The 23,211-nt window shown below is 69.1% G+C and carries 22 protein-coding genes and 1 pseudogene; 9 read left to right on the forward strand and 14 right to left on the reverse strand.

Annotated elements, in window-relative coordinates:
- Positions 1–39: 39 nt before the first annotated feature.
- Both FOH10_RS03835 and FOH10_RS03840 read right to left on the reverse strand, forming a co-directional pair.
- Positions 40–294 (reverse strand): WhiB family transcriptional regulator, encoded by a 255-nt coding sequence (locus FOH10_RS03835; RefSeq protein WP_011211115.1) that lies wholly within the window; start codon positions 292–294, stop codon positions 40–42.
- Positions 295–552: 258 nt separating this feature from the next.
- Positions 553–1,494 carry a diacylglycerol/lipid kinase family protein gene (locus FOH10_RS03840; protein ID WP_143979647.1) on the reverse strand — a complete coding sequence of 314 codons (942 nt, stop codon included), beginning with the start codon at positions 1,492–1,494 and terminating at the stop codon, positions 553–555.
- 83 nt (positions 1,495–1,577) lie between these two features.
- On the opposite strand from FOH10_RS03840, the gene FOH10_RS03845 reads away from it, so the two are divergent.
- Together FOH10_RS03845 and FOH10_RS03850 are read left to right on the forward strand one after the other, a co-directional pair.
- Complete coding sequence (locus tag FOH10_RS03845) at positions 1,578–2,009, forward strand: hypothetical protein (protein WP_244961580.1); 432 nt, start codon at positions 1,578–1,580, stop codon at positions 2,007–2,009.
- A gap of 128 nt (positions 2,010–2,137) precedes the next feature.
- Positions 2,138–2,662, forward strand: coding sequence for a DinB family protein (locus FOH10_RS03850; RefSeq protein ID WP_143979648.1), 525 nt, complete (start codon positions 2,138–2,140; stop codon positions 2,660–2,662).
- Here the strand turns inward: FOH10_RS03850 and FOH10_RS35415 are convergent.
- From FOH10_RS35415 to FOH10_RS03885, 6 genes and pseudogenes are all read right to left on the reverse strand, one after another.
- Positions 2,659–4,227, reverse strand: a complete 1,569-nt coding sequence (locus FOH10_RS35415) for a sigma-70 family RNA polymerase sigma factor (RefSeq protein ID WP_244961582.1) — start codon at positions 4,225–4,227, stop codon at positions 2,659–2,661. The two genes, FOH10_RS03850 and FOH10_RS35415, sit on opposite strands and share 4 nt — an antisense overlap.
- A 206-nt stretch (positions 4,228–4,433) precedes the next feature.
- Positions 4,434–4,778 carry a YciI family protein gene (locus FOH10_RS03865; RefSeq protein ID WP_143979649.1) on the reverse strand — a complete coding sequence of 115 codons (345 nt, stop codon included), beginning with the start codon at positions 4,776–4,778 and terminating at the stop codon, positions 4,434–4,436.
- Between the two features lie 93 nt (positions 4,779–4,871).
- Positions 4,872–5,345, reverse strand: a complete 474-nt coding sequence (locus FOH10_RS03870; RefSeq protein ID WP_039816648.1) for a GNAT family N-acetyltransferase — start codon at positions 5,343–5,345, stop codon at positions 4,872–4,874.
- Between the two features lie 10 nt (positions 5,346–5,355).
- Positions 5,356–5,958 (reverse strand): acid phosphatase, encoded by a 603-nt coding sequence (locus tag FOH10_RS03875; RefSeq protein ID WP_143979650.1) that lies wholly within the window; start codon positions 5,956–5,958, stop codon positions 5,356–5,358.
- A gap of 60 nt (positions 5,959–6,018) precedes the next feature.
- A complete protein-coding gene (locus tag FOH10_RS03880) occupies positions 6,019–7,248 on the reverse strand; it encodes an Rv3212 family protein (RefSeq protein ID WP_143979651.1) in 1,230 nt (409 codons plus the stop codon).
- Positions 7,249–8,988: 1,740 nt separating this feature from the next.
- A pseudogene (locus tag FOH10_RS03885) lies at positions 8,989–10,611 on the reverse strand (DEAD/DEAH box helicase); the annotation flags it as partial.
- A gap of 430 nt (positions 10,612–11,041) precedes the next feature.
- On the opposite strand from FOH10_RS03885, the gene FOH10_RS03890 reads away from it, so the two are divergent.
- Both FOH10_RS03890 and FOH10_RS03895 read left to right on the forward strand, forming a co-directional pair.
- Entirely contained in the window at positions 11,042–12,076 is a 1,035-nt protein-coding gene (locus tag FOH10_RS03890; protein WP_244961584.1) for an alpha/beta fold hydrolase, read from the forward strand.
- Between the two features lie 25 nt (positions 12,077–12,101).
- Positions 12,102–12,797 (forward strand): ferritin-like fold-containing protein, encoded by a 696-nt coding sequence (locus tag FOH10_RS03895; RefSeq protein ID WP_143979653.1) that lies wholly within the window; start codon positions 12,102–12,104, stop codon positions 12,795–12,797.
- A 13-nt stretch (positions 12,798–12,810) separates the two neighbouring features.
- Here the strand turns inward: FOH10_RS03895 and FOH10_RS03900 are convergent, their stop codons facing one another.
- Positions 12,811–13,677 (reverse strand): glycosyltransferase family 2 protein, encoded by an 867-nt coding sequence (locus tag FOH10_RS03900; protein WP_244961586.1) that lies wholly within the window; start codon positions 13,675–13,677, stop codon positions 12,811–12,813.
- Between the two features lie 166 nt (positions 13,678–13,843).
- On the opposite strand from FOH10_RS03900, the gene FOH10_RS03905 reads away from it, so the two are divergent.
- Positions 13,844–14,746, forward strand: coding sequence for a glycosyltransferase family 2 protein (locus tag FOH10_RS03905; protein ID WP_186000706.1), 903 nt, complete (start codon positions 13,844–13,846; stop codon positions 14,744–14,746).
- Positions 14,747–14,887: 141 nt separating this feature from the next.
- Positions 14,888–15,115 (forward strand): DUF3107 domain-containing protein, encoded by a 228-nt coding sequence (locus tag FOH10_RS03910; protein ID WP_029931622.1) that lies wholly within the window; start codon positions 14,888–14,890, stop codon positions 15,113–15,115.
- Between the two features lie 69 nt (positions 15,116–15,184).
- Here FOH10_RS03910 and fasR read toward each other — a convergent pair whose 3' ends face one another.
- A complete protein-coding gene (gene fasR / locus FOH10_RS03915) occupies positions 15,185–15,850 on the reverse strand; it encodes an HTH-type transcriptional activator FasR (protein ID WP_029931623.1) in 666 nt (221 codons plus the stop codon).
- 255 nt (positions 15,851–16,105) lie between these two features.
- Here fasR and FOH10_RS03920 point away from each other — a divergent pair, with 255 nt between their 5' ends.
- Together FOH10_RS03920 and moeZ are read left to right on the forward strand one after the other, a co-directional pair.
- Entirely contained in the window at positions 16,106–17,251 is a 1,146-nt protein-coding gene (locus FOH10_RS03920; RefSeq protein ID WP_411157764.1) for a DUF3152 domain-containing protein, read from the forward strand.
- 107 nt (positions 17,252–17,358) lie between these two features.
- Complete coding sequence (gene moeZ / locus FOH10_RS03925) at positions 17,359–18,543, forward strand: adenylyltransferase/sulfurtransferase MoeZ (protein ID WP_039816586.1); 1,185 nt, start codon at positions 17,359–17,361, stop codon at positions 18,541–18,543.
- 43 nt (positions 18,544–18,586) lie between these two features.
- Here moeZ and FOH10_RS03930 read toward each other — a convergent pair whose 3' ends face one another.
- On the reverse strand, positions 18,587–19,138 hold the full coding sequence (locus tag FOH10_RS03930) for a histone deacetylase (RefSeq protein WP_186000707.1): 552 nt from the start codon (positions 19,136–19,138) through the stop codon (positions 18,587–18,589).
- Between the two features lie 137 nt (positions 19,139–19,275).
- Positions 19,276–19,527, reverse strand: coding sequence for a hypothetical protein (locus FOH10_RS03935; RefSeq protein WP_244961588.1), 252 nt, complete (start codon positions 19,525–19,527; stop codon positions 19,276–19,278).
- A 236-nt stretch (positions 19,528–19,763) separates the two neighbouring features.
- Between FOH10_RS03935 and FOH10_RS03940 the strand changes: the two genes are divergently transcribed.
- Positions 19,764–20,615, forward strand: a complete 852-nt coding sequence (locus tag FOH10_RS03940; protein ID WP_039816634.1) for a TIGR02569 family protein — start codon at positions 19,764–19,766, stop codon at positions 20,613–20,615.
- A 227-nt stretch (positions 20,616–20,842) separates the two neighbouring features.
- Here the strand turns inward: FOH10_RS03940 and FOH10_RS03945 are convergent, their stop codons facing one another.
- Together FOH10_RS03945 and FOH10_RS03950 are read right to left on the reverse strand one after the other, a co-directional pair.
- Positions 20,843–22,324 carry an MFS transporter gene (locus FOH10_RS03945; RefSeq protein WP_143979656.1) on the reverse strand — a complete coding sequence of 494 codons (1,482 nt, stop codon included), beginning with the start codon at positions 22,322–22,324 and terminating at the stop codon, positions 20,843–20,845.
- A 187-nt stretch (positions 22,325–22,511) separates the two neighbouring features.
- Entirely contained in the window at positions 22,512–23,183 is a 672-nt protein-coding gene (locus FOH10_RS03950) for a FadR/GntR family transcriptional regulator (protein ID WP_143979657.1), read from the reverse strand.
- Between the last annotated feature and the right edge of the window lie 28 nt (positions 23,184–23,211).

Genomic DNA, 23,211 nt, shown 5'->3' on the forward strand with positions numbered 1-23,211 from the left:
CCGTCGTGGGGGCTGCGGCGGTGACGCCGGTCGTCCGAATCAGACGACGGTGCGGGTGCGCGTACGCGCGTTGCGACGCTTCAGAGCGCGACGCTCGTCTTCGCTCATACCGCCCCAGACACCGGCATCCTGCCCGGACTTGAGAGCCCAGGAGAGGCAGTCGGCGGTAACGGGGCAGCGCGCGCAGACCAGCTTCGCATCGGCGATCTGCGCGAGCGCAGGACCACTGTTACCCACCGGGAAAAACAGCTCGGGGTCCTCGTCGCGACAGATGGCCTTGTGGCGCCAGTCCATTCCTCTGCTCCTTTGCTAGGGCATGCGCATGACGCTGCCCTTCGGGTTTGTGGTCCGTTCACTTGTGCGACTCGAATGTTTCCGCACGGTTGCTTGTGAATGCTTTCACGAACACCGTAGATGTCAAGAGATGTGTGGTGCACCGTGGGGAAGCTCACGCTGTAAGACCCCTACATCGAGGGTCTGCCTGATCATTTGTACTCGCTCGTTCGGGTTTTCGCAGCCCAACGGCGATGTTTCTCAGGTGTGTCGGGTCGACTACGGCTGCGGCGCGACGACTTCCAGTACATCGGGTACGGCTGTGAAATTCACCATGTTGCGTCGGCCGATGAAGTCACCATCGATTTGCAAACCGATCGGCTCGCTCGCTTCGACGCGCACCGACGGGCTGTCGTCCACGCGAAACAATTTGTCCCCCTTGGGGTTTCCATTGGGGGCCAGCAACTGTCGAGCGATGCGGAGGGTGGGCAGCAGGCCCATGGTGCGCATGGCAAACACCCCGAGACCGGTTTCGAAGGAGGTGCCCGGGTTGGTTCGCACCGGCGTGTTGTCGAGGTAGGTCCATGGGCTCGCATTGGTCACGAATGCGTAATGCACTTCCGTGACCGGTTCGTGACCTGGAATCGCCACGCGCACCATGGGATCGCGTCGCTTGGCCTTGAAGAACTGTTTGACGGTGGTTCGCAGATAGCGGCTCGGGGTCGCGGCATGTCCGTTGGCGCGCTTGGCATCAATGGCCTCGCAGACATCGGCGTCGAGTCCGACACCGGCGCTGAAAATGAACCAGCGGTCGTCGGCGACGCCGAGACCGATGCGACGATCCTTGTCCACGCTGAGCAGATCGATCAACTGGTTGGTGGCACGCACCGGATCCGGATCGATCCCCAGGGCGCGGGCGAAGACATTCGCGGAACCGCCCGGAATGATCCCCAAACGCGGCAACCGCTCGCGCTGGTTCGCGGCTCCCGGCAACGGCAGGAATCCGTTGATCGTCTCGTTGACCGTGCCGTCGCCGCCGTGCACCACGATGAGGTCCATCTCGATATCGGCGGCCCACTGCGCCAACTCCGCCGCATGCCCCCGGTGTTCGGTGTGCACCACGGTCAGCTGGGTGCGGCTCTCCAGTGCGTGGGCGAGCAGATCGCGTGTCTCGGGGGTCGTGGAGGTGGCATTGGGGTTCACGATCAACAGCGTCCGCACCCTGAGGAGCCTACTGAGCGAACCGATGTGCGAACCGCCCGCATGCCTCGTGCCGGGTCGATCCCGGTCGTTAGGCTGGGCGGGTGGCTGAGCAGAACTCCGGTGCGGAGAACGCGGGCGCGACCGACGTCGTGCCGATGACGGTGCGCGTGGCGGGCGCGCTGGTGACCCTGGAGGGCGCATCGGGCCTGGTGGCCATGGTCGCGCTGGTGGTGGCGGGCATCAACGGCTCGGCGCAGAACTCCGGCAACAGCTACCTGACCGCCGCGTATGCCGCGATCGTCGGCGGTGCGGTGTTCGCGGCCGGTGTCGGCCTGCTGCGCGGCAAACGCTGGGGCCGCGCCATCGCCGTCCTCACCCAGCTACTGCTGCTCGGCGTCGCCTACTACATGTTCACCTCCGACCGCCCCGAACTCGGCGCCCCCCTGGCACTGGTCACCCTCGCCGCCCTGGTGGCCCTGTTCGCCCCGGCCTCCACGCGCTGGATGGCGGCCGGGTACGACCTGTCGAGGTAGCCGCTCCGGCATGGGCCGCAATGGCCCCTGATCGCCACACAGACGGCTCTTGGTCGTCCGTCCAGTAGTGCGCGGGTGGTCCTGAATAAACACGTGTCCTACGGCCGTCGCTCTGCGATGCTCGCCCGATGTCCGAATCACGACGTGATCTGCTGTGCTGGCAGTTCGACCTGACCTGGGAGCTGTTCGACTACCACCTCCAGCGGCTGCGGCCCGACGACCATTGCTGGGAGCCCGCACCGCTGTGCTGGACCGTGCGGCGCGATGCCGCCGGGGAATGGATTCCGGACTGGGCCGATACCGAACCCGACCCGATTCCGGTGCCCACCATCGCCTGGCTCACCTGGCATATCGGCTGGTGGTGGTCGACGGCGCTGGATCATGCGCACGGGCGGACACCGCGCGAGCGCAGCGAGATCACCTGGCCGGGTCCGGCGGCGGCGGTGGAGTGGTTGCGCGGATTGCGCTCCGACTGGGCGGAGCTGCTGGACCGGGCCGATGCGGCCGACCTGGACGCCCCGGCGCGGTTCCCCTGGGCCGACGACCCGGAGAAGACGTTGGCGCACACCATCGCCTGGGTGAATGCCGAACTCATGAAGAACGCGGCCGAGATCGGACAACTGCGGCTGCTGCGCGCGGCCGCCGGGACCTAGCGCAGCCGCGCCAGCTCGGCCGCGAGATACCCGCGCTGCGGGGCGTTGTCGGCGAGCAGGATGGCCTCCTCGTAGGCCAGGCGGGCCGCGTCGGTGCGGCCGAGTTCGGCCAGGAAGTGGGCGCGGGCCGCGGGCAGGTACGGGTAAGCGGCCAATTGCGGTTCCGCGGTGAGGGGTTCGAGGGCGGCGAGTCCCGCCGCGGGGCCCTCGGCCATGCCGAGCGCGACGGCACGGTTGAGCGCCACCACGGGGGAGGGCCAGCATTGGATCAAAATGTCGTAGAGGCCGAGGAGGTCGTGCCAGTCGGTGTCCGCGTAGCTGGGGGATTCGGCGTGCACGGCGGCGATGGCGGCCTGTAGCGCGTACCGGCCGGGCGCTGTCGGAGGAAGCCCGGCGTGATTGCGCGAGCTACCGCCCGTGGTCGCCGAATCGCCGGGTGGTGTGGGATGCGACCTGACCGTGGGTTCCGCGTGTTCGGATGGTGTGGGATGCGGTTCGGCGGGGGGATCCGCGTGGTCGGGGTGGGTGGTGTCGAACGGTTGTGGCCTGTCGGAGGGTGCGGGGTGCGGTTCGGCGGGGGATTCTGCGTGGTCGGGGTGGGTGGCGCTGTCCGGTCGTGGTCTGTCGGAGGGTGCGGGCGGTGGTCCGGGCTCAGGGTGGGTGTCGTCGGGGGAGTTGCGGGTTCGGGGACCGGTCCCGTGGGGCGAGCTCGACAGTGCCGCGCGGACCAGGGCCAGGCCCTCGGCGATGCGGGTGCGGTCCCATCGGGTGCGGTCCTGGTCGGCCAGCGGCACCATGGCCCCGGATGCGTCCACCCGGGTGTCGCGGCGGGCGTCGGTGAGCAGGATGAGGGCGAGCAGGCCCGCCACCTCGGCGTTGTCGGGCAGCAGCAGGCGGAGCATGCGGGTCAGGTCGGTGGCGCGGTCGGCGAGGTCGTGGCGGATCAGGGCGTCCCCGGACGGTGCGGTGTGGCCGGTGGTGAACAGCAGGTGCACGACCGTCAGCACGGCGTCGATGCGTTCGGGTAGTTCGGCGGGTGCGGGCACTCGGTAGGGGATGCGCGCCGCCGCGATCTTCTTCTTGGCCCGGGTGATCCGGGCCGCCATGGTCGATTCGCCGACCAGGAAGGCCCGCGCCACCTCGGCGGTGGTGAGCCCGCACACCAGCCGCAGTGTCAGCGCCACCTGCGCCTCGATCGACAGCGCCGGATGGCAGCAGGTGCAGATGAGGCGCAGCCGGTCGTCGGGGATCTCGGCCGCGACCAGCGCCGCCTCGGCCGGGTCCGCACCGGTCTCGTCGGACACCAGCAGCGGTAGCCGTCGCCGCAGTGTGGATTGGCGGCGCAGCAGGTCGAGCGCCCGGTTCCGGGCGGTGGTGGTCAGCCAACCGCCCGGTTTCGCGGGTACCCCGTCGACCGCCCACCGTGTCAGCGCCTGCGCGTACGCGTCCTGCACGCACTCCTCGGCCAGATCCAGATCCCGGGTGACGCGCACGGTCGCCGCGAGCACGAACGCCCACTCGCGCCGATGCGCATCCGCCACCGCCGCCGTCACGGCCGTGTCCATGCACACCGGGCCACGGGCTCGTCCAGTCCGCGCACCGTCACCGGGATTCGCGGTGTGAGAGCTGCCTCGCGCGCCCTCCGCGCCCGGACGACCACCCGTGTTCGCGGGCTCGCCGCGCACCGCCGCGCGGTCGTCACCGCCGGGTGGACCGGGCCGGTGACGATCGCTGCCGCTGGCCGGTGGCCCGGCGTCGACGGGTGTCATGGTCAGTAGTCGAGGACCGGGCGGACCTCCACGCCGCAGTCGGGCGGCATGGGGATCTGCTTGGCGATCTCGATGGCGGCGTCCAGGTCGGCGGCCTCGAGCAGGTAGAAGCCGCCCAGGTTCTCCTTGGTCTCCACGAAGGGACCGTCGGTGACCAGGAAGCCGCCGCTGCCGTCGGGGCGGATGCTGGTGGCGGTGGTGTGCCAGGCCAGCGCCTCACCGCCCAGCACGGCCTCCCTGTTGCGTTTCTCGAATTCGTAGTGCTGCTGGAGTACCGGCTCCAACATGCCGGGCTCCGGATTCTCCCAACGGGCGTCGTCGAAGATGAGTGCCACGTACTTCGGCATGGTGTCCCTCCTGCGTCGTGCGGTCCGCTGTTCGGACCATCCACCTCTTCGACGCGCGCGGGCAACCGAAATCGACGAGCCGGTGCGAATTTCTCAGGATTCGGCGGCCAGCGCGGTCAGCGCGTCGCCCTCGAGCCGGTAGCCGATCCACTCCTTCTGGCCGACCGCGCCCAGCGATTCGTAGAACTCGATGGACGGTGTATTCCAGGTCAATACCGACCAGTCCACCCGCCCGTACCCCTGCGCGGCGGCCTCCCGCGCGAGCGCCACCAGTAGCGCCCGGCCCAGCCCGCGCCCGCGCGCCTCCGGCTTGACGTACAGGTCCTCCAGGTAGATGCCGTGCACACCCCGCCAGGTGGAGAAGTTCAGGAACCAGATGGCGCAGCCGACCACGCCCTCCGGTCCCTCGGCCACATGAGCGAACAGCGCGGGCGATGGGCCGAACAGCGCGGTGCGCAGTTGCTCGGCGGTGAGGTGGCACTCCTCGCGCGCCTTCTCGTATTCGGCCAGGTCGTACACCAGTTCCACGAGGGCGGGGATATCGGCGGGCGTGGCGCGGCGGATCATCGATGCCCTTTCACAGGTCGTCCAGATGTGCGATCAGATTGTGCGCCCGCAGCGTACGCGCGTCGTGATCGTGGCCCAGCACGCTCACCCCGGCGGTGGACATGAAGAACCGGCGGCCCTCCCGCACCTCGAGGTCCAACCAGCGGGCGATGAGGGCGCGCGAGAAGTGGCCGTGGCCGACCAGCACCACATCGTGGTCGCGCAGCTCCGGCCCCACCCGGTCCAGCACGCGGTCGGCGCGCGCGCTCACCTGCGCGGCCGTCTCACCGCCGGGAACGGTACCGGTCCAGATGGTCCAATCCGGATCGTGCTCCCGGATCTGCGGCGTGGTGATGCCCTCGTAGTCGCCGTAATCCCATTCGGCCAGGTCGTCGTCGACGCGGTCGGCGGGGAATCCGGCCAGTTCGGCGGTGTGCACGGCCCGCTGCCGGGGACTGCTGATCACCAGGGGGTCGCGCAGCGCCAGCCCTTCCAGGATCTTGGCGGCCGTGCGCGCCTGTGCTTCGCCGGCGGCGGTCAGCGGCAGGTCGGTGCGGCCGGTGTGCTTGCGGGCCCGTGACCATTCGGTCTCGCCGTGTCGCAGCAGGACCAGGCGGTGTTCGTTGTCGGCCATGAAATCGATCATGCCTGACGACCCTTCGGGCGCGGGGGACGCGGGCGCGCCCGTGGTGCGTTACGGGGCGTCCCCGCCGAGGGCGTACAGCTGTCCGCCGCGCCGCTCCAGCACGGTCGGCCCCACCACCGCCACCGAGATCGGTTCGCCGTGATAGTCGCTGCGCCGCACGGTAATCAGCGAACTCGTCGCACCGGTGTCGGGGGCCACGGCGGCGAGGCCGTCGGCGACCGGGACCAGCAGGCGGCCCGACATGAGCGCCGGGGTGCCGAGCACGCTTTCCAGAATCCAGCTCGGTGCGAGCGTGGTGGAGTTCAAGGCGATCAGGCTGTTGCCGGTGAATGCGTAGACGGTCGAGCCGATCCGGGCCGTGCGCGCCCCGTCGGTGAAATCCGCCGGGAGCGGATAATTGGCGACCGGGTTGCCGGAGATGTCGTACAGCGCCAATCGTGGTTCGCTGGAACCGCTTCGGGGTAGGTAGAGCGCGACCCGGCTGTCGGAGACCGCGAGCACCCGGGCGTTCTCGTCCGCGCCGCCGGGCGCGGTGAGCACGTGGGAGCTGTGCACATCCGGCACCGTGGCGTCCTTGGGGGCCGAGTTCTGCACGGTGAGCCGGTCGGCGTCCTCGTCCGGGCAGCGTTCCAGCACCGCCAGATTCTTGGAACTCGAAGCGGCGGAAAGGAATCGGCATCCGCTGCGGGGCTGCGTGTTCGGGTTGACCGGGGCGTCGACATACCCGTATTCGAGGGTGCGCACCAGATCCGAGCGCCACATCTCCAACCGGCGCGGGCCGAGCGCCAGCACATGGGTGCCGTCCACCGTGAGTTCGACGCGATCGTCCATATAGCTGGAGCGGGCGGTCTGCCGTGCCCCGGTCTCACCGTAGAGCTGGGTGGTCTGGCTGCACCCGCGATCGTCACGGTAGGTGGCCACGACCATGCCGAACTGCGACTCCACCCCGCACAGGGGCAGGTCGCGGCGGTACATCCACACCTGTTCGCCGGTGCGCGGATCGCGGCCGGTCACGGTGCTGCCGTCGGCGGTCACCGCGACACCGCCGACCGTCAGCGCGCGCTGTGCCGCCCCGTCCGGGGCGCGCCAGAGTTCGCGCAGGTCGGAGGGGAGACGATCCGGGGTGGGCGGGGCGGTGAGAGTGCGGTCCGCGGTGACCGATTCGGTACTCCGCGCGTCGCTGGTCCACCACACCACGACCGCCGCGATCGCCACCAGAGCGGCGATCGCGGCGGCGATGACGATATCGGCGCGCGTCCGCCGCTCTGGTGCGAGCACGTCTGCGAGACTATCCGATCCGCCCGACTAGGCCGTCGCGGCGACAGCGGTGTCGGCCTCGGCCGTCACGACCTCACCCTCCTCCGCCTTCCGCCGACGCCGCCGCTGCGCGGGCGCGGCCCCCTCCGCGATCCCGGCCGCCGCCGACCCGTTGGACGTGGTGTCTCCCGCGGTGGCACCCGCCTCGGCCGCGGCGGTATCCGCCTTGGCACGGCGGGCGCGGGTGCGCTTCGGCGCCGCGTCGGTCGTCGCGTCCGCCGCGTCGTCGGCGCTTCGGCTCGATGTGGTTGCGGCGGCTTCGTCTTCGGCTGCGGCCTTGGTCCGTCGCGTGCGGGTGCGCTTCGGTGCAGCCGCGTCCGCTGCACCCGTGCCCGCCGCATCCGCCGCACCCGTCGTCGCGGTGCCCACTGCGCCCGCAGCACCGGTGCCCGCCGCGTCCGATCCGTTCTCGACGTTCCGGTTCGATTCGGTTGCGCTGGAATCGGCCTCGGCTGCGGCCTTGGTCCGACGAGCCCGTGCGCGCTTCGGAGCCACCGTGCCGGTCGTGTCGTCGGCCGTCGTGGCGTTTGCGTCGGCCGCGGACTTGCGGCGGGTGCGCTTGCGCGTCCCGGCTTCCGACTCAGCCTCCGTGCCGGTGCCATTCGAACTCGGTTCGGTTGCGGCCGTGCCGGTTTCGGTTGCGGCCTTGGTCCGCCGGGTACGGGTCCGCTGCGGTGCCGCGGTATCGGAATCGCTCGCCGTCACGGCCTCGCCGGCCTGCGCGGCAGCGGCTCCAGCCGCCGCGCCCGCCTCGGCGGGTGCGCCTGCATCCGTTTCCGCGGTGGCGGCAGTGTTCCGGGTCGGTGCGCCCGCTGCGGCCGTGGCCTTGCGGCGAGTGCGCTTCGGAGCTGCCGTCGCGGTGTCGCCCTCCGCCGAAGTCGCGGTCGATTCCTTTGCGGCGGAATCCGCTTGGCGAACCGAAGCCTCGGCGATGTCAGCCGCCGCATCGGCACCGGCTGTGGCCACTGCCTCGGCCGCCGGGACAGCCGCGTCCGCGCCGGCCCCGGTGGTATCGGCCCCGGTGGTATCGACTGCGGTGCGCCGGGTACGGGTGCGCTTGGGCCTCGTCACCGTTGCGTCAGCCTTCGGCCCGACTGTCGAGTCAGCGTTCGAGGCGACCGTCGGGTCAGCGTTCGGGGCGACCGTCGAGTCAGCGCTCGGCATGACCGTGCCGCTCTGGCTGTCGGCAGCGGAAGCCGCTGCGGCCGAGGCACTCTCGGCGTCACGGGCGCTGGCGTCAGCGGCCGTGTTCGCGGCGTCGGTGACGGCTGCGCCGTTGGTCGCGCTCGATTCGGCGGCCGTGCTCTTGGCGCGCCGCGTACGGGAGCGCTTCGGAGCGACGCCTTCCTCGGCCGCGGTGGGCTTGGAGGCATCCGTCGCCGCGTCGTTCGGCGCGGCCGTGTCCGTGTTCCCGTGCGGGGCGGTACGAGGCTCGTCCGCGAGCACCGTGGAGTCGGCGTTCTCGGAACCCTGGGCCGCGTCGTCGGCGCGGTGATCGGCCGCCCCTTCGGCGCTCACCGGGGCGGAGGCGTCGGCGGTATCCGTGCCGGTGGCCCGGTCGGTGCGGTCGGCACCGCCGCGGCGACGGCGGCGACGACGGCCGGGACGGTCCGCTCGCGCCTCGTCGGACTCGGTCGCGGACGATCCGTTGTCGCTCGAAACCGCTTCGGCGGCATCGGCATTCGCCGCGTCGTCGGTGTTCCGCGCGGAACCGGCGGCCTCGTCGGACCCGCCGCGTCCCCGGCGGCGACGACGGCGACGCCCGGGCTTGTCGCCCTCCGCATCGCCCGCGCCGTCGGCGCTGGATCCGGTGGTCGCGTCGGAACCGGTGGTCGCCGCATCGTCCACCGGCTGCCCGCCCCGGGTGCGGCGGCGGTTGCGCTTGCGCGGGGCGCGCGCCTCGCGCTCCACCACCACGGCGTCCTCGTCGCGTTCGGGCTTGCGCTTGCGGATCACACCGGTGACGCCCTCGGGGATGCCGAGGTCGGTGTAGAGGTGCGGGGAGCGCGAATAGGTCTCCACCGGTTCGGGAATGCCGAGCCGGAGCGCGGAATCGATGGCGCTCCAGCGGTTCAGCTCATCCCAGTCCACCAGGGTGATGGCGACGCCGTGGCGGCCCGCGCGGCCGGTGCGGCCGATCCGGTGCACGTAGGTCTTCTCATCCTCCGGGCACTGGTAGTTCACCACGTGGGTGACATCGTCGATATCGATGCCGCGCGCCGCCACATCGGTGGCGACCAGCACGTCGATCTTGCCCTCGCGGAACTTCTTCAACGCCTTCTCGCGCTGCACCTGGTTCAGGTCGCCGTGCACCGCGCCGACCGCGAAGCCGCGTTCGGCCAGATCGTCGGCCACCTTCTGCGCGGTGCGCTTGGTGCGGGCGAACACCATGGTGGCCCCGCGGGACTCGGCTTGGAGGATGCGCGAGACCAGTTCGCTCTTGTCCAGCGCGTGCGCGCGGTAGACGAACTGCGAGATGCGCTCGGTGATGGTGGTGGCGTTGGCTTCCTCGGCCCGGATATGGGTGGGCCGGTTCAGGAAGGTGCGGGCCAGGGTGATGATCGGCCCGGGCATGGTGGCCGAGAACAGCATGGTCTGCCGCTGCTGCGGCACCATGTTCAGAATTCGCTCGATATCGGGCAGGAAGCCCAGGTCGAGCATTTCGTCGGCTTCGTCCAGCACCAGCACGCCCACCTTGCCGAGCACCAGATGCTGCTGTTCGGCGAGGTCCTGCAGGCGGCCCGGGGTGCCGACGACCACGTCGACGCCTTCGCGCAGCGCCGCGATCTGCGATTCGTAGGGGCGGCCGCCGTAGATCGAGGTGACCTTCAGCGGGCCTTTCTGATTGCGCAGGTACTTGGAGGCGTTCTCCAGATCCTGGGTGACCTGGATGCACAGTTCGCGCGTCGGCACGATGATGAGGGCGCGGGGGGTGCCGTCCAGGGGGGTGGTGCCGGAATCGGTGGTGGCGATGCGATGCAGCAGCGGCACGCCGAAACCGAAGGTCTTGCCCATACCGGTGCGGGCCTGACCGATGAGGTCCTCACCGGCCAGTGCCAGCGGCAGGGTGAGTTCTTGAATGGCGAATGTCCGCTGGATGCCGATCTCGTCGAGGGCGCGGACGATTTCGGTGCGCACGCCCAATTCCGCGAAAGTCGGGGCGGTGTGGGTGTCGTCCAGTTCGGCTGTCAGCAGGGTGTCGGCGACGCCGGGTTCCTGCTCTACGGTGATCTTGCTCAGGTTCGTGCCTTCCTCGTATATCGCGTCTCGCGCGCACGAGGGTGTGGGGCGGGCCCGGGCGGCCCGCGACGACCACTGATCCATTCGCTGTCATCGGCCGCTGCGGGATACCCCAAGGCCGGTCGTTGGTGACCGATTGCTGGCATCTACCTGGCGCGGCGCTCGGGATGACGTGGATCCGGTGCGCGCACATTTTCTCGGACTTCGGCGACCCCTGCCCGTGCGGTTCACGCGTGCGGGCAAACCGGAGTCGGGCGAAAATTTCCGTTGTCCGGGGAGATTGTAGCGTGATACGGTCGCCCACTCTTTTTCCGCCACCGCAATTGCGCGGGTTATTGCCGTATCCGCATGGTTCCTATCGGCTTCAACCGGTGCGCCAGGTCCGCATATTCCTGGTGGCAGGTGCTGCGGCGCAGCATAATTCGATCTTCGATCGGGTGGATTAGGGTCGTTCGGCAGTTGAGTTCATCACATAGGTGATACACGCTGTACCGGCATGTGCGAAGTTGAGCGGGTGAGTTTGGCAGACACCGTGACCACCGCCGCGCGCAATGCGTGGGCCCTGACCTTCGGCGCCGGCATCGAAGCCCCCGAGCCCACCCCGGCGACGGTGCTCGACGATCGGCCGCACCGCCTGCTGCACCGCTACGACGGCGCCGCCGCCGACGCCCCGGCCGTACTGCTGGTGCCGCCGCTGGCCGCGCCCGCCTTCTGCTTCGATCTGCGCCCGGACCAGAGCCTGGTGCGCTTCCTGCTCGACTCCGGCCGCGCGCCCTACCTGGTCGACTACGGCGATATCGGATACGCCGACCGCGACATGGGTTTCGAGACCTGGATCGACGACATCCTGCCCGAGGCGATCCGCCGGGTCTCGGCCGATCGGGGCGGTCGACCGGTGGACCTGGTGGGCTGGTCCATCGGCGGGGTGCTGGAACTGCTGACGACCGCCGCGGACCCGACCCTGCCGATCCGGTCCGTCACCGCCGTCGGCGCACCGCTGAGCTACGACCACATGGTCGGCATGCCGCAGCTGCGCCAGCTCGTCAAGGTGACCGGTGACCGCGCCGCCGTGGCCGCGGTGCACCTGGCCGGGGGTGTGCCCGCCCCGCTGACCCGCATCGCCTACCGCGTCACCGCGTGGGAGCGCGAGGTGAAGCGCCCCTGGTTCATCGCCCGCAATCTCACCGACACCGCCACCCTGGCGCGCATGGAGACCATCGACCGTTTCCAGAACGCCCTGCCCGGCTACCCGGCGCGCTTCTACAACCAGCTGTGGAAGCGCTTCATGATGGCGAACGACATCGGCAAGGGCGTGGTGCGACTGGGTGAGCGCCGGATCGAGCTGGCCGATGTCACGGTCCCGGTGCTGTTGGTCGGCGGCCCCGACGACGCCATCACCGCGGCCGCCGCCGTGCGGCACGGCACCGAAACCCTGACCGGCTCGCCGGAGGTGCGCTACGAGACGGCCCCCGGCAGCCACCTCGGCATCCTGCTCGCCCGCGACACCACGTGGACCTACCTCGACAAGTTCCTCCGCGACCTGCCCTGACGCGCCGGAAGCTAGGGTGTAGAGCATGGGAGCTGACACGTCTGCCGCGCTGGGTGTTTCGGAGGTTTCGGGTAAGGTCGCCGCGGACGATCCGGGGGTGATCGACCTGTTCGCGGTGCTCGCCTACGGCGAGATCTCCGCGTTCTACCGTTTGGCCGAGGAGGCCAAACTGTCGCCGACCCTGCGCGGCAAGGTGGCCGTCGCCAAGATGGCGGGCGCGGAGATGGACCACTTCAAAACGCTCGAGCAGGCCCTCGCGGCGCGTGGGGTGGACGTCTTCGACGCCATGGCCCCGTTCGTGCGCGCCCTGGACGCGTATCACGCCTCCACCGACCCCTCCACCTGGCTGGAGTCGATGGTCAAGTTCTACGTGGGTGACGGCATCGCCGCCGACTTCTACACCGAGATCGCCGACGCGCTGGCTCCCGAGGTCTCCGAGGTGGTCCGCGACGTGCTCGCCGAGACCAGCCATTCCGAGTTCGTGGTGGAGGAGGTCCGCACCGCGGTGGCCCAGAACCGGTCCGAGCGCGACCGGCTCACTCTCTGGGGCCGTCGCCTGCTCGGTGAGGCCATCACGCAGGCCCAGTACGTCATGGCCCAGCGCGACGAGCTCACCGATCTAGTGCTCACCGCCACCGGCGACCTGAACGGCATCGCCACCCTCTTCGAGCGCATGCAGAACAGTCACGCCGAGCGCATGACCGTACTCGGATTGGGCTGAGCGCGAACGGCGGTCAGCGCGAGCCGACCGGGGAGATCCGCTCCGACCCGGGCCGCAGGCTGAACCGCCGTCGCCGGAAGTCCCACCAGCGGTAGATCGGCCATTGCACGGTGTGCCCCAGCCACGCCGTGACGATCATGAATCGGTGCAGCGGGCGCACGATGAACCCGTGCTCGGAGATGGTGTGCAGGCCGAGTTGCTGATATCGCCACCAGCGCAGGGGACCGGTGCGTCTGCGGCGCGCGGAGGTCCGTGCCCGCAGCCGGGTCGGCTGGTCGATGCGCAGCCCCCGTTTCGCCAGGCACAGCGCCAGATCCAGATCGTCGACCACATCGACGCGCACGCGCGTGTCGTCGCGGACCTGGTGCCAGGCGTCCCGTCGGATCGCCATATTCGGCCCGTACAGATTCCCCACCTGTCCACCCAGCACGCCGAGCCGCAACAGCAGCCACTGCCCCGACCGCAGCAGGAATCCGATCGGCGAATCGTGGTAGGTGCACAGCCCGGTGATGGCGGCGGTCTCGGGATGTTCGGCGAGGAAATCGAGGATCGTCCGGGCCCAATCCGGGTCCACCAGCGTATCCGCGTCGGTGCGGGCGATCACGTCGCCGCGGGCCTTGTCGAAGCCGCAGTTGCGCGCCGCCGCGATGCCTCGGGTCGGCTCGTGCACGAGTGCGAGTTTCGGGTGGTGTTCGGCGATTCGGTGCACGATATCGGCGGTGGCGTCGTCGCTGCCGTTGTCGACGACGATGATCTCGTCGATATCCGCCTGGGGCAGCAGGCGTTCGAGCGTCCGGGCGATCGAGGTGGCCTCGTTGAGCGCCGGAATGACCACCGACAGCGTCTGTCGGGGAGTGGGATGGGGCATCGGACTGTCCATTTCGCTATCCCAGGTGTCGACTGAGCGCTCGATCCTCGCAGTCTTCGCCCCATCCCGCATCCCCAGGAATGGGAAATCCGGCGGACCTCGCGTTCGACGAATATTATTGCGTCGCATCGCCGTTGAGTGGTGCACACCTGCGACCGAAGCGCTGAGAGCGGATTTCATGAACGATGCACCACCGACCGCGCGCACACCAGAGTTGGTGTCGATCATCATCCCGGTCCACAACGGACTGCCCGATCTCGACGAACAGTTGAACGGGCTGGCGGAGCAGGACTACTCCGGCCCGTTCGAGGTGCTGATCAGTGATAACGGGTCCACCGACGGCCTGCGCGCGCACATCGCGAATCATCCGGTGCGCGAACGGCTCACGGTGCGCTATATCGACAGCTCCGCCACCCCGGGTGCGCCGTTCGCCCGCAACAACGCGGCGGCGGTCGCCGCGGGCGACTTCCTGGTGTTCATCGACCAGGACGACCGTGTATACCCCCATTGGCTCGGCGCGCTGGTCCGGGCCGCCGCGGAGTACGACGCGGTGGGCGGGGCGATCGAGTCGGATACGCTCAACGACCGCGCGTCCGCCACCTGGCGGCCGGTGCCCGCACCCGCCGAGGGCTTCGCCACCCACTGGCTGCCGTTCGCGAACGGGAACAATACGGCCTACTGGCGCACGGCCTTCGAGAAGATCGGCGGGTACGACGAGGCTCTGATCACCGGTGGCGACGATGTCGACATCTCGTGGCGGGTGCAGCAGGCCGGGCTGTCGTTCGGGCACGCGCCGGACGCGCTGATCGCCTACCGCCTGCGCACGGAGTGGCGGGCCGCGTGGCGACAGTGTGTCGGCTACGGATACGGCTACGCCGAGGTGTGCGTCAAGCACCGGCCCCTCGGCTGTCCGCGGATTCCGATGCGCGCCGCCCTGACCTCGCTCGTGGTGGCGGTGCTGTGCCATCCGCTGAACCCGTTCACCCGCCGTCTGGTCCCGCCCGGGCTGTGGATCATGCACACCGCCGGTCTGGTCGGTCGGCTGCGCGCGAATCTGCGCTACCGGACCTATACCGGCTGAGCGGGAATCCGGTCCCGAGCGGGGCCGGTCGCGGTGGCGCGCACTGTTCGCTGTCAGCGCAGGGCGGTCGCTGACGGACCCGCCGCGCCCTGCATTAGCCTGGTCGGAGACAGCACAGGACACTACGTTCGGAGGTTGGCCGTGGAGGTCAAGATCGGTATTTCGGATAGCCCGCGTGAACTGGTGATCGCCAGCTCGCAGACCCCCGAAGAGGTCGAGGCGCTGGTGACCGGTGCGCTGCAGGGCGACGGCGGCGTGGTCGCGCTGGTCGACGAGAAGGGCCGCAAGTACCTGATCCAGGCCGCGAAGGTCGCCTACGTCGAGATCGGCACCTCCACCAGCGGCCGCGTCGGCTTCGCCGCCGTGTGAGAACCCTGAAACGCCGAATGCCCCGTTGAATCGCTCAACGGGGCACTCGTTTTCGTCGGGGGAGATCGTTCAGTCGATGGGGTGCAGGGGGATGTGCTTGAGGCCGCCCCAGCAGAGCGCGACGGTGGTGTCGACCGCTTCCTCCTTGGGAATGGGCCGGTCCGCCTCCAGCCAGTAGCGGGCGCTGAACTGGCTCGCGCCGACCAGGCCGACCGCCAGCACGCGGGCGCGGTAGGGGTCCAGGCCGGAATCGTGGGCGACCAGGTCGAACACCGCGTCCACACAGGCCTCGGTGGCCTGTTCGACCCGCCGCTGCACCTGCGGTTCGCTGGTGAGGTCGGATTCGAAGACCAGGCGGAAGCCCTGCGTCTCGTGGTCGACGAAGTCGAAGTACGCCTGGACGGCCGCCTTCACCCGCTGCTTGTTGTCGGTGGTGGAGCGCAGCGCCTGCCGCACGCTCGACACCAGGGCGTCCACATAGTTCTGCAGGACCGCCAGATACAGCTCCAGCTTGGATGAGAAGTGCTGGTACAGCACGGGTTTGCTGACGCCCGCGCATTGCGAGATCTCATCCATGCCCGCGGCGTGATAGCCGCGCAGCACGAAGACCTCACTGGCGGCGGCGAGTAGCTGAGCGCGGCGGGCGTCACGGGGCAGGCGGGTTCCGCGCTTACTCGGCGCCATGGCCTCGGACGAACTGCGGCGCGCAGTCATCCGGTCCACGAGGTCTGTCATTATCCGATCTCCCAGTTGATTCCCGGACGTGGAGGATGTGCGCCGGGTATCCATCGAACGATACTCGCACGGGACACCGCGGGCGATCCTGGTTCCGATTTTTGGTGTGCTGGATGTTGTCGCGCGTCACAGTATGTAAGAACGACTACCGCTTTGTGAGATCCGCCGCAATGTTCGGGTGAGATATATCGCAGCGTCACCGGGGGCCGCGCGGCCCGTCCGGCCGGGTTGCGTCACTGTGAGACGCTGGAGTGCGTGACCGACCATGGGGGCAGATATTCCGGCGGGCGCGATTCACGCCGCCCCCTGGGAACTGCCGCGCCGCGCGCTCTCGGCGGCTCGAAACGCAAAGGCAAACCGACCGGGCCGGTTTATGACCCGCTGGGGCTCTATACGGGCGAGGGCAGCGTCGCCGCGCGCACCGACGACGGTGCGGGGCCGCAGCTCCCGCATCCACATCAGCCGCTGCGGGCCCGCTGGGATCCGACCGCGCCGCCCGAGGACACCCGCAATCGCTCCCGACCGCAGCGTGAGACCAAGAAACAGAGCGCGCTGGGACGATTCGTCTCCACCTACGGCTGGCGCGCCTACGCCTTGCCGGTGCTGTTGTTCGTCACGATTCTGGTGGTCTGGGACGCGGTGCGCGGCGGCGGACAGAGTGCCGGGTCGGCGCCCGGTTTCGGGCGATTGAGCGAGCGCTCAGAAGAAACGGGAATTTACGGCGCACCACCCAAAGGTGACGGCAAATTCGCCGCCGACCTGCCCACCGGCGCATTGCCCGACGGCGGCCCCTATGCGGTGACCGGCGCGGGCACCTGGCATGTGGTGCCGGGAACCACACAGCAGGTCGGCACCGGCACCGAACGGGTATTCACCTACACCGTCGACATCGAGGACGGAATGGACACCTCCGGAATCGGCGGCGACGCATCGGTGGCCGCGATGGTGGAGGCCACCCTCGCCAATCCCAAGAGCTGGACCCACGATCCACGGTTCGGCTTCCGCCGCGTCGATTCCGGCGAACCGGATTTCCGGATATCGCTCACCTCCCGCGAAACCACCCGCACCGCATGCGGATTCGAGATCCCCATCGATTCCTCCTGTTACAACTCCGATCTGGGCCGGGTGGTGCTGTCGGAGGTGCGCTGGGTGCGCGGCGCGCTGTCCTACGAGGGCGATATCGGCTCGTATCGGCAGTACCTGGTCAACCACGAGGTCGGCCACGCCATCGGCTACCACGAGCATCAGCCGTGTGAGTCCGACGGCGGCCTGGCCCCGGTGATGATGCAGCAGACCTTCGGCACCAAGAACAACGAGATCGCCGCGCTCGATCCGCACGGGGTGGTGCCCATGGACGGCAAGAAGTGCCGCTTCAACCCCTGGCCGTATCCGCGCGGGTAGCGCCGCCTAGGCTGGGGAAGAACGCCCCGGTCCGCCGTGTTGCACTACGGTGTGCTGCCGTGTCGCGGCAGGCGTGATCGGTGAATTCGATTCGAGGAGTCCAGGACGTGTCATCCACCAAGTCCCTGCCGCCGCTCGTCGAGCCGGCCGCGGAGCTGACCCGGGACGAGGTCGCCCGCTACAGCCGCCACCTGATCATCCCGGATCTGGGCGTGGACGGGCAGAAACGCTTGAAGAACGCCAAGGTGCTGGTGATCGGTGCGGGCGGGCTCGGCTCCCCAGCGCTGCTGTACCTCGCCGCCGCGGGTGTGGGCACCCTCGGCATCGTGGAGTTCGACGAGGTCGATGCCTCCAACCTGCAACGGCAGATCATCCACGGTGAGTCCGATATCGGCCGGTCCAAGGCCGATTCGGCGCGTGACTCCATTCTGGAGATCAACTCGGGCATCACGGTGAATCTGCACAAGATCCGCCTCGAACCCGAGAACGCGATCGAACTGTTCCGCGACTACGACCTGATCGTGGACGGCACCGACAACTTCGCCACCCGCTACCTGGTCAACGATGCCGCCGTGCTGGCCGGGAAGCCCTACGTGTGGGGTTCGATCTACCGCTTCGAGGGCCAGGTCTCGGTCTTCTGGGAGGACGCACCGGACGGGCGCGGCATCAACTACCGCGACCTGTACCCGGAAGCGCCGCCGCCGGGCATGGTGCCCTCCTGCGCCGAGGGCGGTGTGCTGGGCGTGCTGTGCGCCTCCATCGGGTCGATCATGGTCACCGAGGCCATCAAGCTGCTGACCGGTATGGGCGATCCGCTGCTGGGCCGCCTGATGGTCTACGACGCACTGGATATGACCTACCGGACCATCAAGCTGCGGCGCGACCCGGACCGGCAGCCGATCACCGAGCTCATCGACTACGACGCCTTCTGCGGTGTGGTGTCCGAGGAGGGCCAGGCGGCGGCGATCGGTTCCACCGTCACCGCCCGCGAACTCAAGGACATGCTGGACGCGGGCAAGCCCGTCGCCGTCGTCGACGTCCGCGAGCCGGTGGAGTGGGACATCGTCCGCATCGAGGGCGCGACCCTCGTCCCCAAGGACCGCATCCTCTCCGGCGAGGCCCTCGCCGAACTCCCGCAGAACACCCCCATCACCCTCTACTGCAAGACCGGCATCCGCTCCGCCGAAGCCCTCGCCGCCCTGAAGAACGCGGGCTTCTCCGACGCCACCCACCTCCAGGGCGGCATCGTCGCCTGGGCCAACCAGGTCGACACCTCCCTCCCGGTGTACTGACCCGCCCGCCCGGCCCGCCGAACCCCGCAGACCCCTGCGGCGATCAGTCCGGGCCGGGCGCCCGCAGGGCGGCTGTCCGCCGAGTGGCGATTCCCAGGGCGGTCGTGATCACCGCGTCCAGGTCCGTGTGGTTCCAGTGGTCCCGGATGCCCGGCAGGTCGGCGGTGTACGCGCGGACGCGGTGGTGGGACCAGCCGTGGGTTTCGTGCAGGCCGGTCGCGATCAGACTCAGGTAGCGCGCGCTGGGCGGGCGCAACTCGATCGCGGTCGGGGCCCAGGGGGCCGTGCAGGTGAGGATCGGGTGGCCGTCGAGGTCGCCGACGCGGACCAGGGTTTCGTAGCGGCCGGGGCCGAGGGTGTCGCGGCCGTCGCGCAGCACCCGCGTCAGATCCAGCTCCGCGCGCGCGGATCGGTGCATCTCCTGCTCGACCAGATCCGCGAACTGGCCCGCCGTGAGCAGATAACCGCGTGCGGCGGCCTGCCCGGGCCAGCCCGCGCAGCGCTCGGGCGCGTAGAACGCCATCCCGCCGCCCCACACCCGCGACTCACCGCTGAAGTACACGCACCCGGGCAGCGTCAGCGGTGCGCTGCGCACCGGCGGCCGCCGATTCCGAAAACCGGAGTAGACCCGGGTGGTGCCGTCCGGCGTCCCGCCCTCGAGATAGAAGCGGAACCGCGCCGCCAGCAGATTCGACCCGTAGGCGGCGTACCAGACCAGCGTGTCGTCCGCGTTCAGCGCCCCGGTCCGATCAGGCGGAACGCGATGCCCTTGCGGCTGTCGAGTGCGGCCAGCTCCTCGGCGGTCAGGACACCGACACAATCTGTCAGCCAGGGGCGATACAGGCGCTTCTGTTCCAAGACATCGGCCCACCCGTGTGAGGTGGCAGTAGCGAGTACATGGCCCGGATCGGCTTCCGAGACGGGAACGCCCTGCAGCCATCGGTACGCAGAATTGATCACCGAGCCATCGGAGACGATGACCACGAGTTCACGGCGTGGGATGGCGTGTGGGCGGCTCTCTCTTGTCAGGGCGGGCTCGCTTCATGAAACCAGTCAACCAGATCCCGCAGGCGGCCGACCGGATTCTCCGAGTGCGGGGCCGCGCGAAACGATCCCCGATGTGGGTCACAGTGCGATTGCGTGCCGGTTCCGACCGGGCGGTGTGTCCGGTGTGGCTCCGATTTTCGGTTCCATTGCGCGGGTACGGTACGCGCGTGACCATGACTGCTGTGGAACCTCCCGAGCATGTGCGCGCCACCTTCGGGCTGCGCGAGGTGATGCCGGTTCCGCTGGGGACCTGGGACGGCGGCTGGCGCTGCGCGGATGTGGTGCTGAGTCCGGTGACCGATCACGCGCGGGCGGCCTGGAGCGCGAAGGTGCGGGAGGGGCTGCGGGTGGACGGGCTGCGCCTGGCGCGGCCGGTGCGCGCCACCGACGGCCGCTACGTCGTCTCCGGATGGCGTGCGGACACCTTCCTGGACGGGGTGCCCGAACCGCGGCACGACGAGGTGGTGTCGGTCTCGCTGCGACTACATCAGGCGACCGCGCAATTGGAGCGCCCGCGTTTCCTGGCGCAGCCCCCGATCGCGCCCTGGGTGGACGTGGACGTCTTCGTGGCCGCCGACCGCGCCGCCTGGGAGGCGGTGCCGCTGCGCAGCCTGAAGATCGGCGGCATGCTGCCCGCCACCTCCCCGGACGGGGAGCGCAGCCTGGAGTTGATCGGCCAGCTGGCCACCCTCCGCAAGCCGGTGACCGCGGCGCCGCAGCTGGTGCACGGCGACCTGTTCGGCACCGTGCTGTTCTCCGGTTCCTTCGCGCCGGGCCTGACCGACATCACGCCCTACTGGCGACCCCCGTCCTGGGCGGCCGCCGTCATCGTGGTGGACGCGCTGTCCTGGGGCGGCGCGGACGACGGCCTGCTGGAACGCTGGTCGAGTCTGCCCGAATGGCCGCAGATGCTGGTCCGCGCGGTCATGTTCCGCCTTGCGGTGCACGCCCTGCACCCACGCTCCACCCCGGAAGCCTTCCCGGGCCTGAACCGCACCGCCGACATGATCCGCCTGCTGCTCTGAGCCGATTCGGGGATGAGTGGTCGGAGTCGGATACCCGGCGGTGTCGGCGAGGATCGTTCGCCGCCAATGTTTCGGCACACACCGCAACGCCCGCCCCGTCGAGGGTTCGACGGGGCGGGCGTTGGCGAATCACGGGGCGGGGGCGGCCACGAGGGGGAGGCGACGGCCGCCACCGCGCCCGGATATGTGATACGGACGCACTTCGTATCACACGCTGGGACAGGCGATTACACGCTCGCGTAGGCCAGGGAGGGAGCCTGCTGGACCGCGAACGAGGTGCGCAGGTAGTACCACCAGGTCACGCCGGCCATCACCAGGAACGCCACCGCGTAACCCCAGAAGGCGGGCGCCATGCTGCCGAAGTTGGTGTTCGCCAGGCGCAGCGCCTGCTGGAGCAGGAAGCCGCCGAACGCGCCCACCGCGCCGATCACACCGATCGCGGCTCCGGCCTGCCGCTTGGCCGAGGCCGTCATCTCCTCGGCGCTCATGCCGAGCTCTTCGGCCCGCTTCTTGGTCTCGGCGCTGAAGATCATCGGGATCATCCGGTAGGTGGAGCCGTTGCCGATGCCGGTCAGCACGAACAGCGCCAGGAACGACAGCAGGTACAGCGGGAAGCTGTGCAGTTCCAGCGAGGCCATGATGCAGGCGATACCCACCGCCATGCTGACGAACACCCACAGGGTGATCTTGGCGCCGCCGCCGATGCGGTCGGAGAGCCAGCCGCCGAACGGCCGCGTGAACGAGCCGACCAGTGCGCCCAGGAAGGCGAGGTTGCCGAGCGCGACCAGGATGCCGACATCCTTCAGCTCGGGGAAGTTGGCCTTGATCAGGGTGGGGAAGGCGAAGGAGAAGCCGATGAAGGAACCGAAGGTGCCGATGTAGAGGAAGGCCATCACCCAGGTCTGCTTATTGGTCATGGCCAGCCGGTAGGACTGCCCGTCCGGCTTGGCGGCGGTGATGCTGTCCATGTAGCGCAGCGCCGAGAAGACGGCCAGGGCGATGAAGGGCACCCAGAACAGTGCGGCCAGGGTGAGGCCGAGACGGTATCCGGCCGGGTCCTTGGCCAGGATGGTGGTGCCGAGGGTGATGAGCAGCGGCAGCGCGAGCTGGGTCACGGCGACGCCGAGGTTGCCGCCCGCGGCGTTGATGCCGAGCGCGGTGCCCTTCTTGCCCTCGGGGAAGAAGAAGGAGATGTTCGCCATCGACGAGGAGAAGTTGCCGCCGCCGAAACCGGCCAGCGCGGCCAGGATCAGGAAGACCGCCATCGGGGTGTCGGGCCGGTTGATGAAGAAGGCCAGCCCCAGGGTGGGGATCAACAGCATGCCCGCGCTGAACGCGGTGAAGGCCCGGCCGCCGAACTTGGGGATCGCGAAGGTGTAGGGCACCCGCAGCGCGGCGCCGATCAGCACGGGCGCGGAGGTGAGCAGCAGGGCGTTGGAGACGGCCTGCGGGTTCTTGTCACCGAGGCCCTGCATGAATGCGAAGCCCGCGTTACCCATATTGGTGACGACGATTGTCCAGATAACCCAGACGTTGAATCCGAGATGTTCGGACAGCACCGAGAAGGTCAAATTCTTCCAGGCGGTCCGTTTTCCGCCGTTCTCCCAGAATTGCTCGTTGTCCGGCTCCCAATGATCGAGCCAACGGCCTCGCTTCTGATACTGGAAAGTGGTCTTTTCCGGCGTTTCCGGCGCGGCTGTGGATGTCATGGACGCATTCCTCTCGAGATGTGACCAGCCCTCATCGGGAACTCCGGATACCTGGAAGAAATCGGTCCGGAAAGGTTCCTCGCGGTCGCATCCACCGTACGAACCACCCGTTACAACGACGTCGCTTTCGATGACAACCGGAGTAATTCCGGCTCACTTCTCGCACATCGCGGTGGTGACGTCTCGGTTACCTGGCGTCGGGGATCTCGGCGAGCAGGGACGACAGGAAGCAGTCCGCCGCCGCGGCGGCGCGGTCCGGATCGCCCGCGATCACGGCCTCCACCAGTTCGACGTGCTCGGCCTCGAAGGAGCCGCCGGATTTGGCTGTCCGGGAGCGGATTCCGGCCTCGATGACCGGGAGCAGGGAATCGTAGAACTCCAGGTATACGGCATTGTGGCTGGCCGCGACGATGGCGCGGTGCAGCTGTAGATCGGCCTCGATGGCGACGGGATTGTCGTCGTCCCAGGACAGCCGGCGTTCCTCCAGCAGTCGCCGCAGGTCGGCGATATCGGCCTCGTCGCGGCGTCGGGCGGCCAGCGCGGCCGCGGTGGTGTCCAGGGCGCGGCGTAGCTCGAGGATGTCGCGTTCCTGGGCGTCGGCGAAGTACTGGTTGAGCGTCGCACCGAGGTTCGAGGTGGAGATGACATAGGTCCCGGAGCCTTGGCGGCGCTCCAGCATGCCCGCGTGCACGAGCGCCTGGACGGCCTCGCGCACGGTATTGCGGCCGGTTCCGGTGAGCTCGGTGAGCTCCGGTTCGGTGGGGATGCGGGAGCCGACGGGCCAACGGCCGGAACGGATTTCGGCACGAAGCTGCTCGGTCACCTGGGCGATGAGGCTCGTGCGCCGGACTGGTTGCACGCATGACAGCGTACCGTGCCTCACATTC

It is taken from the genome of Nocardia otitidiscaviarum, assembly GCF_007362295.1.
Classification (GTDB): Bacteria; Actinomycetota; Actinomycetes; order Mycobacteriales; family Mycobacteriaceae; genus Nocardia; species Nocardia otitidiscaviarum.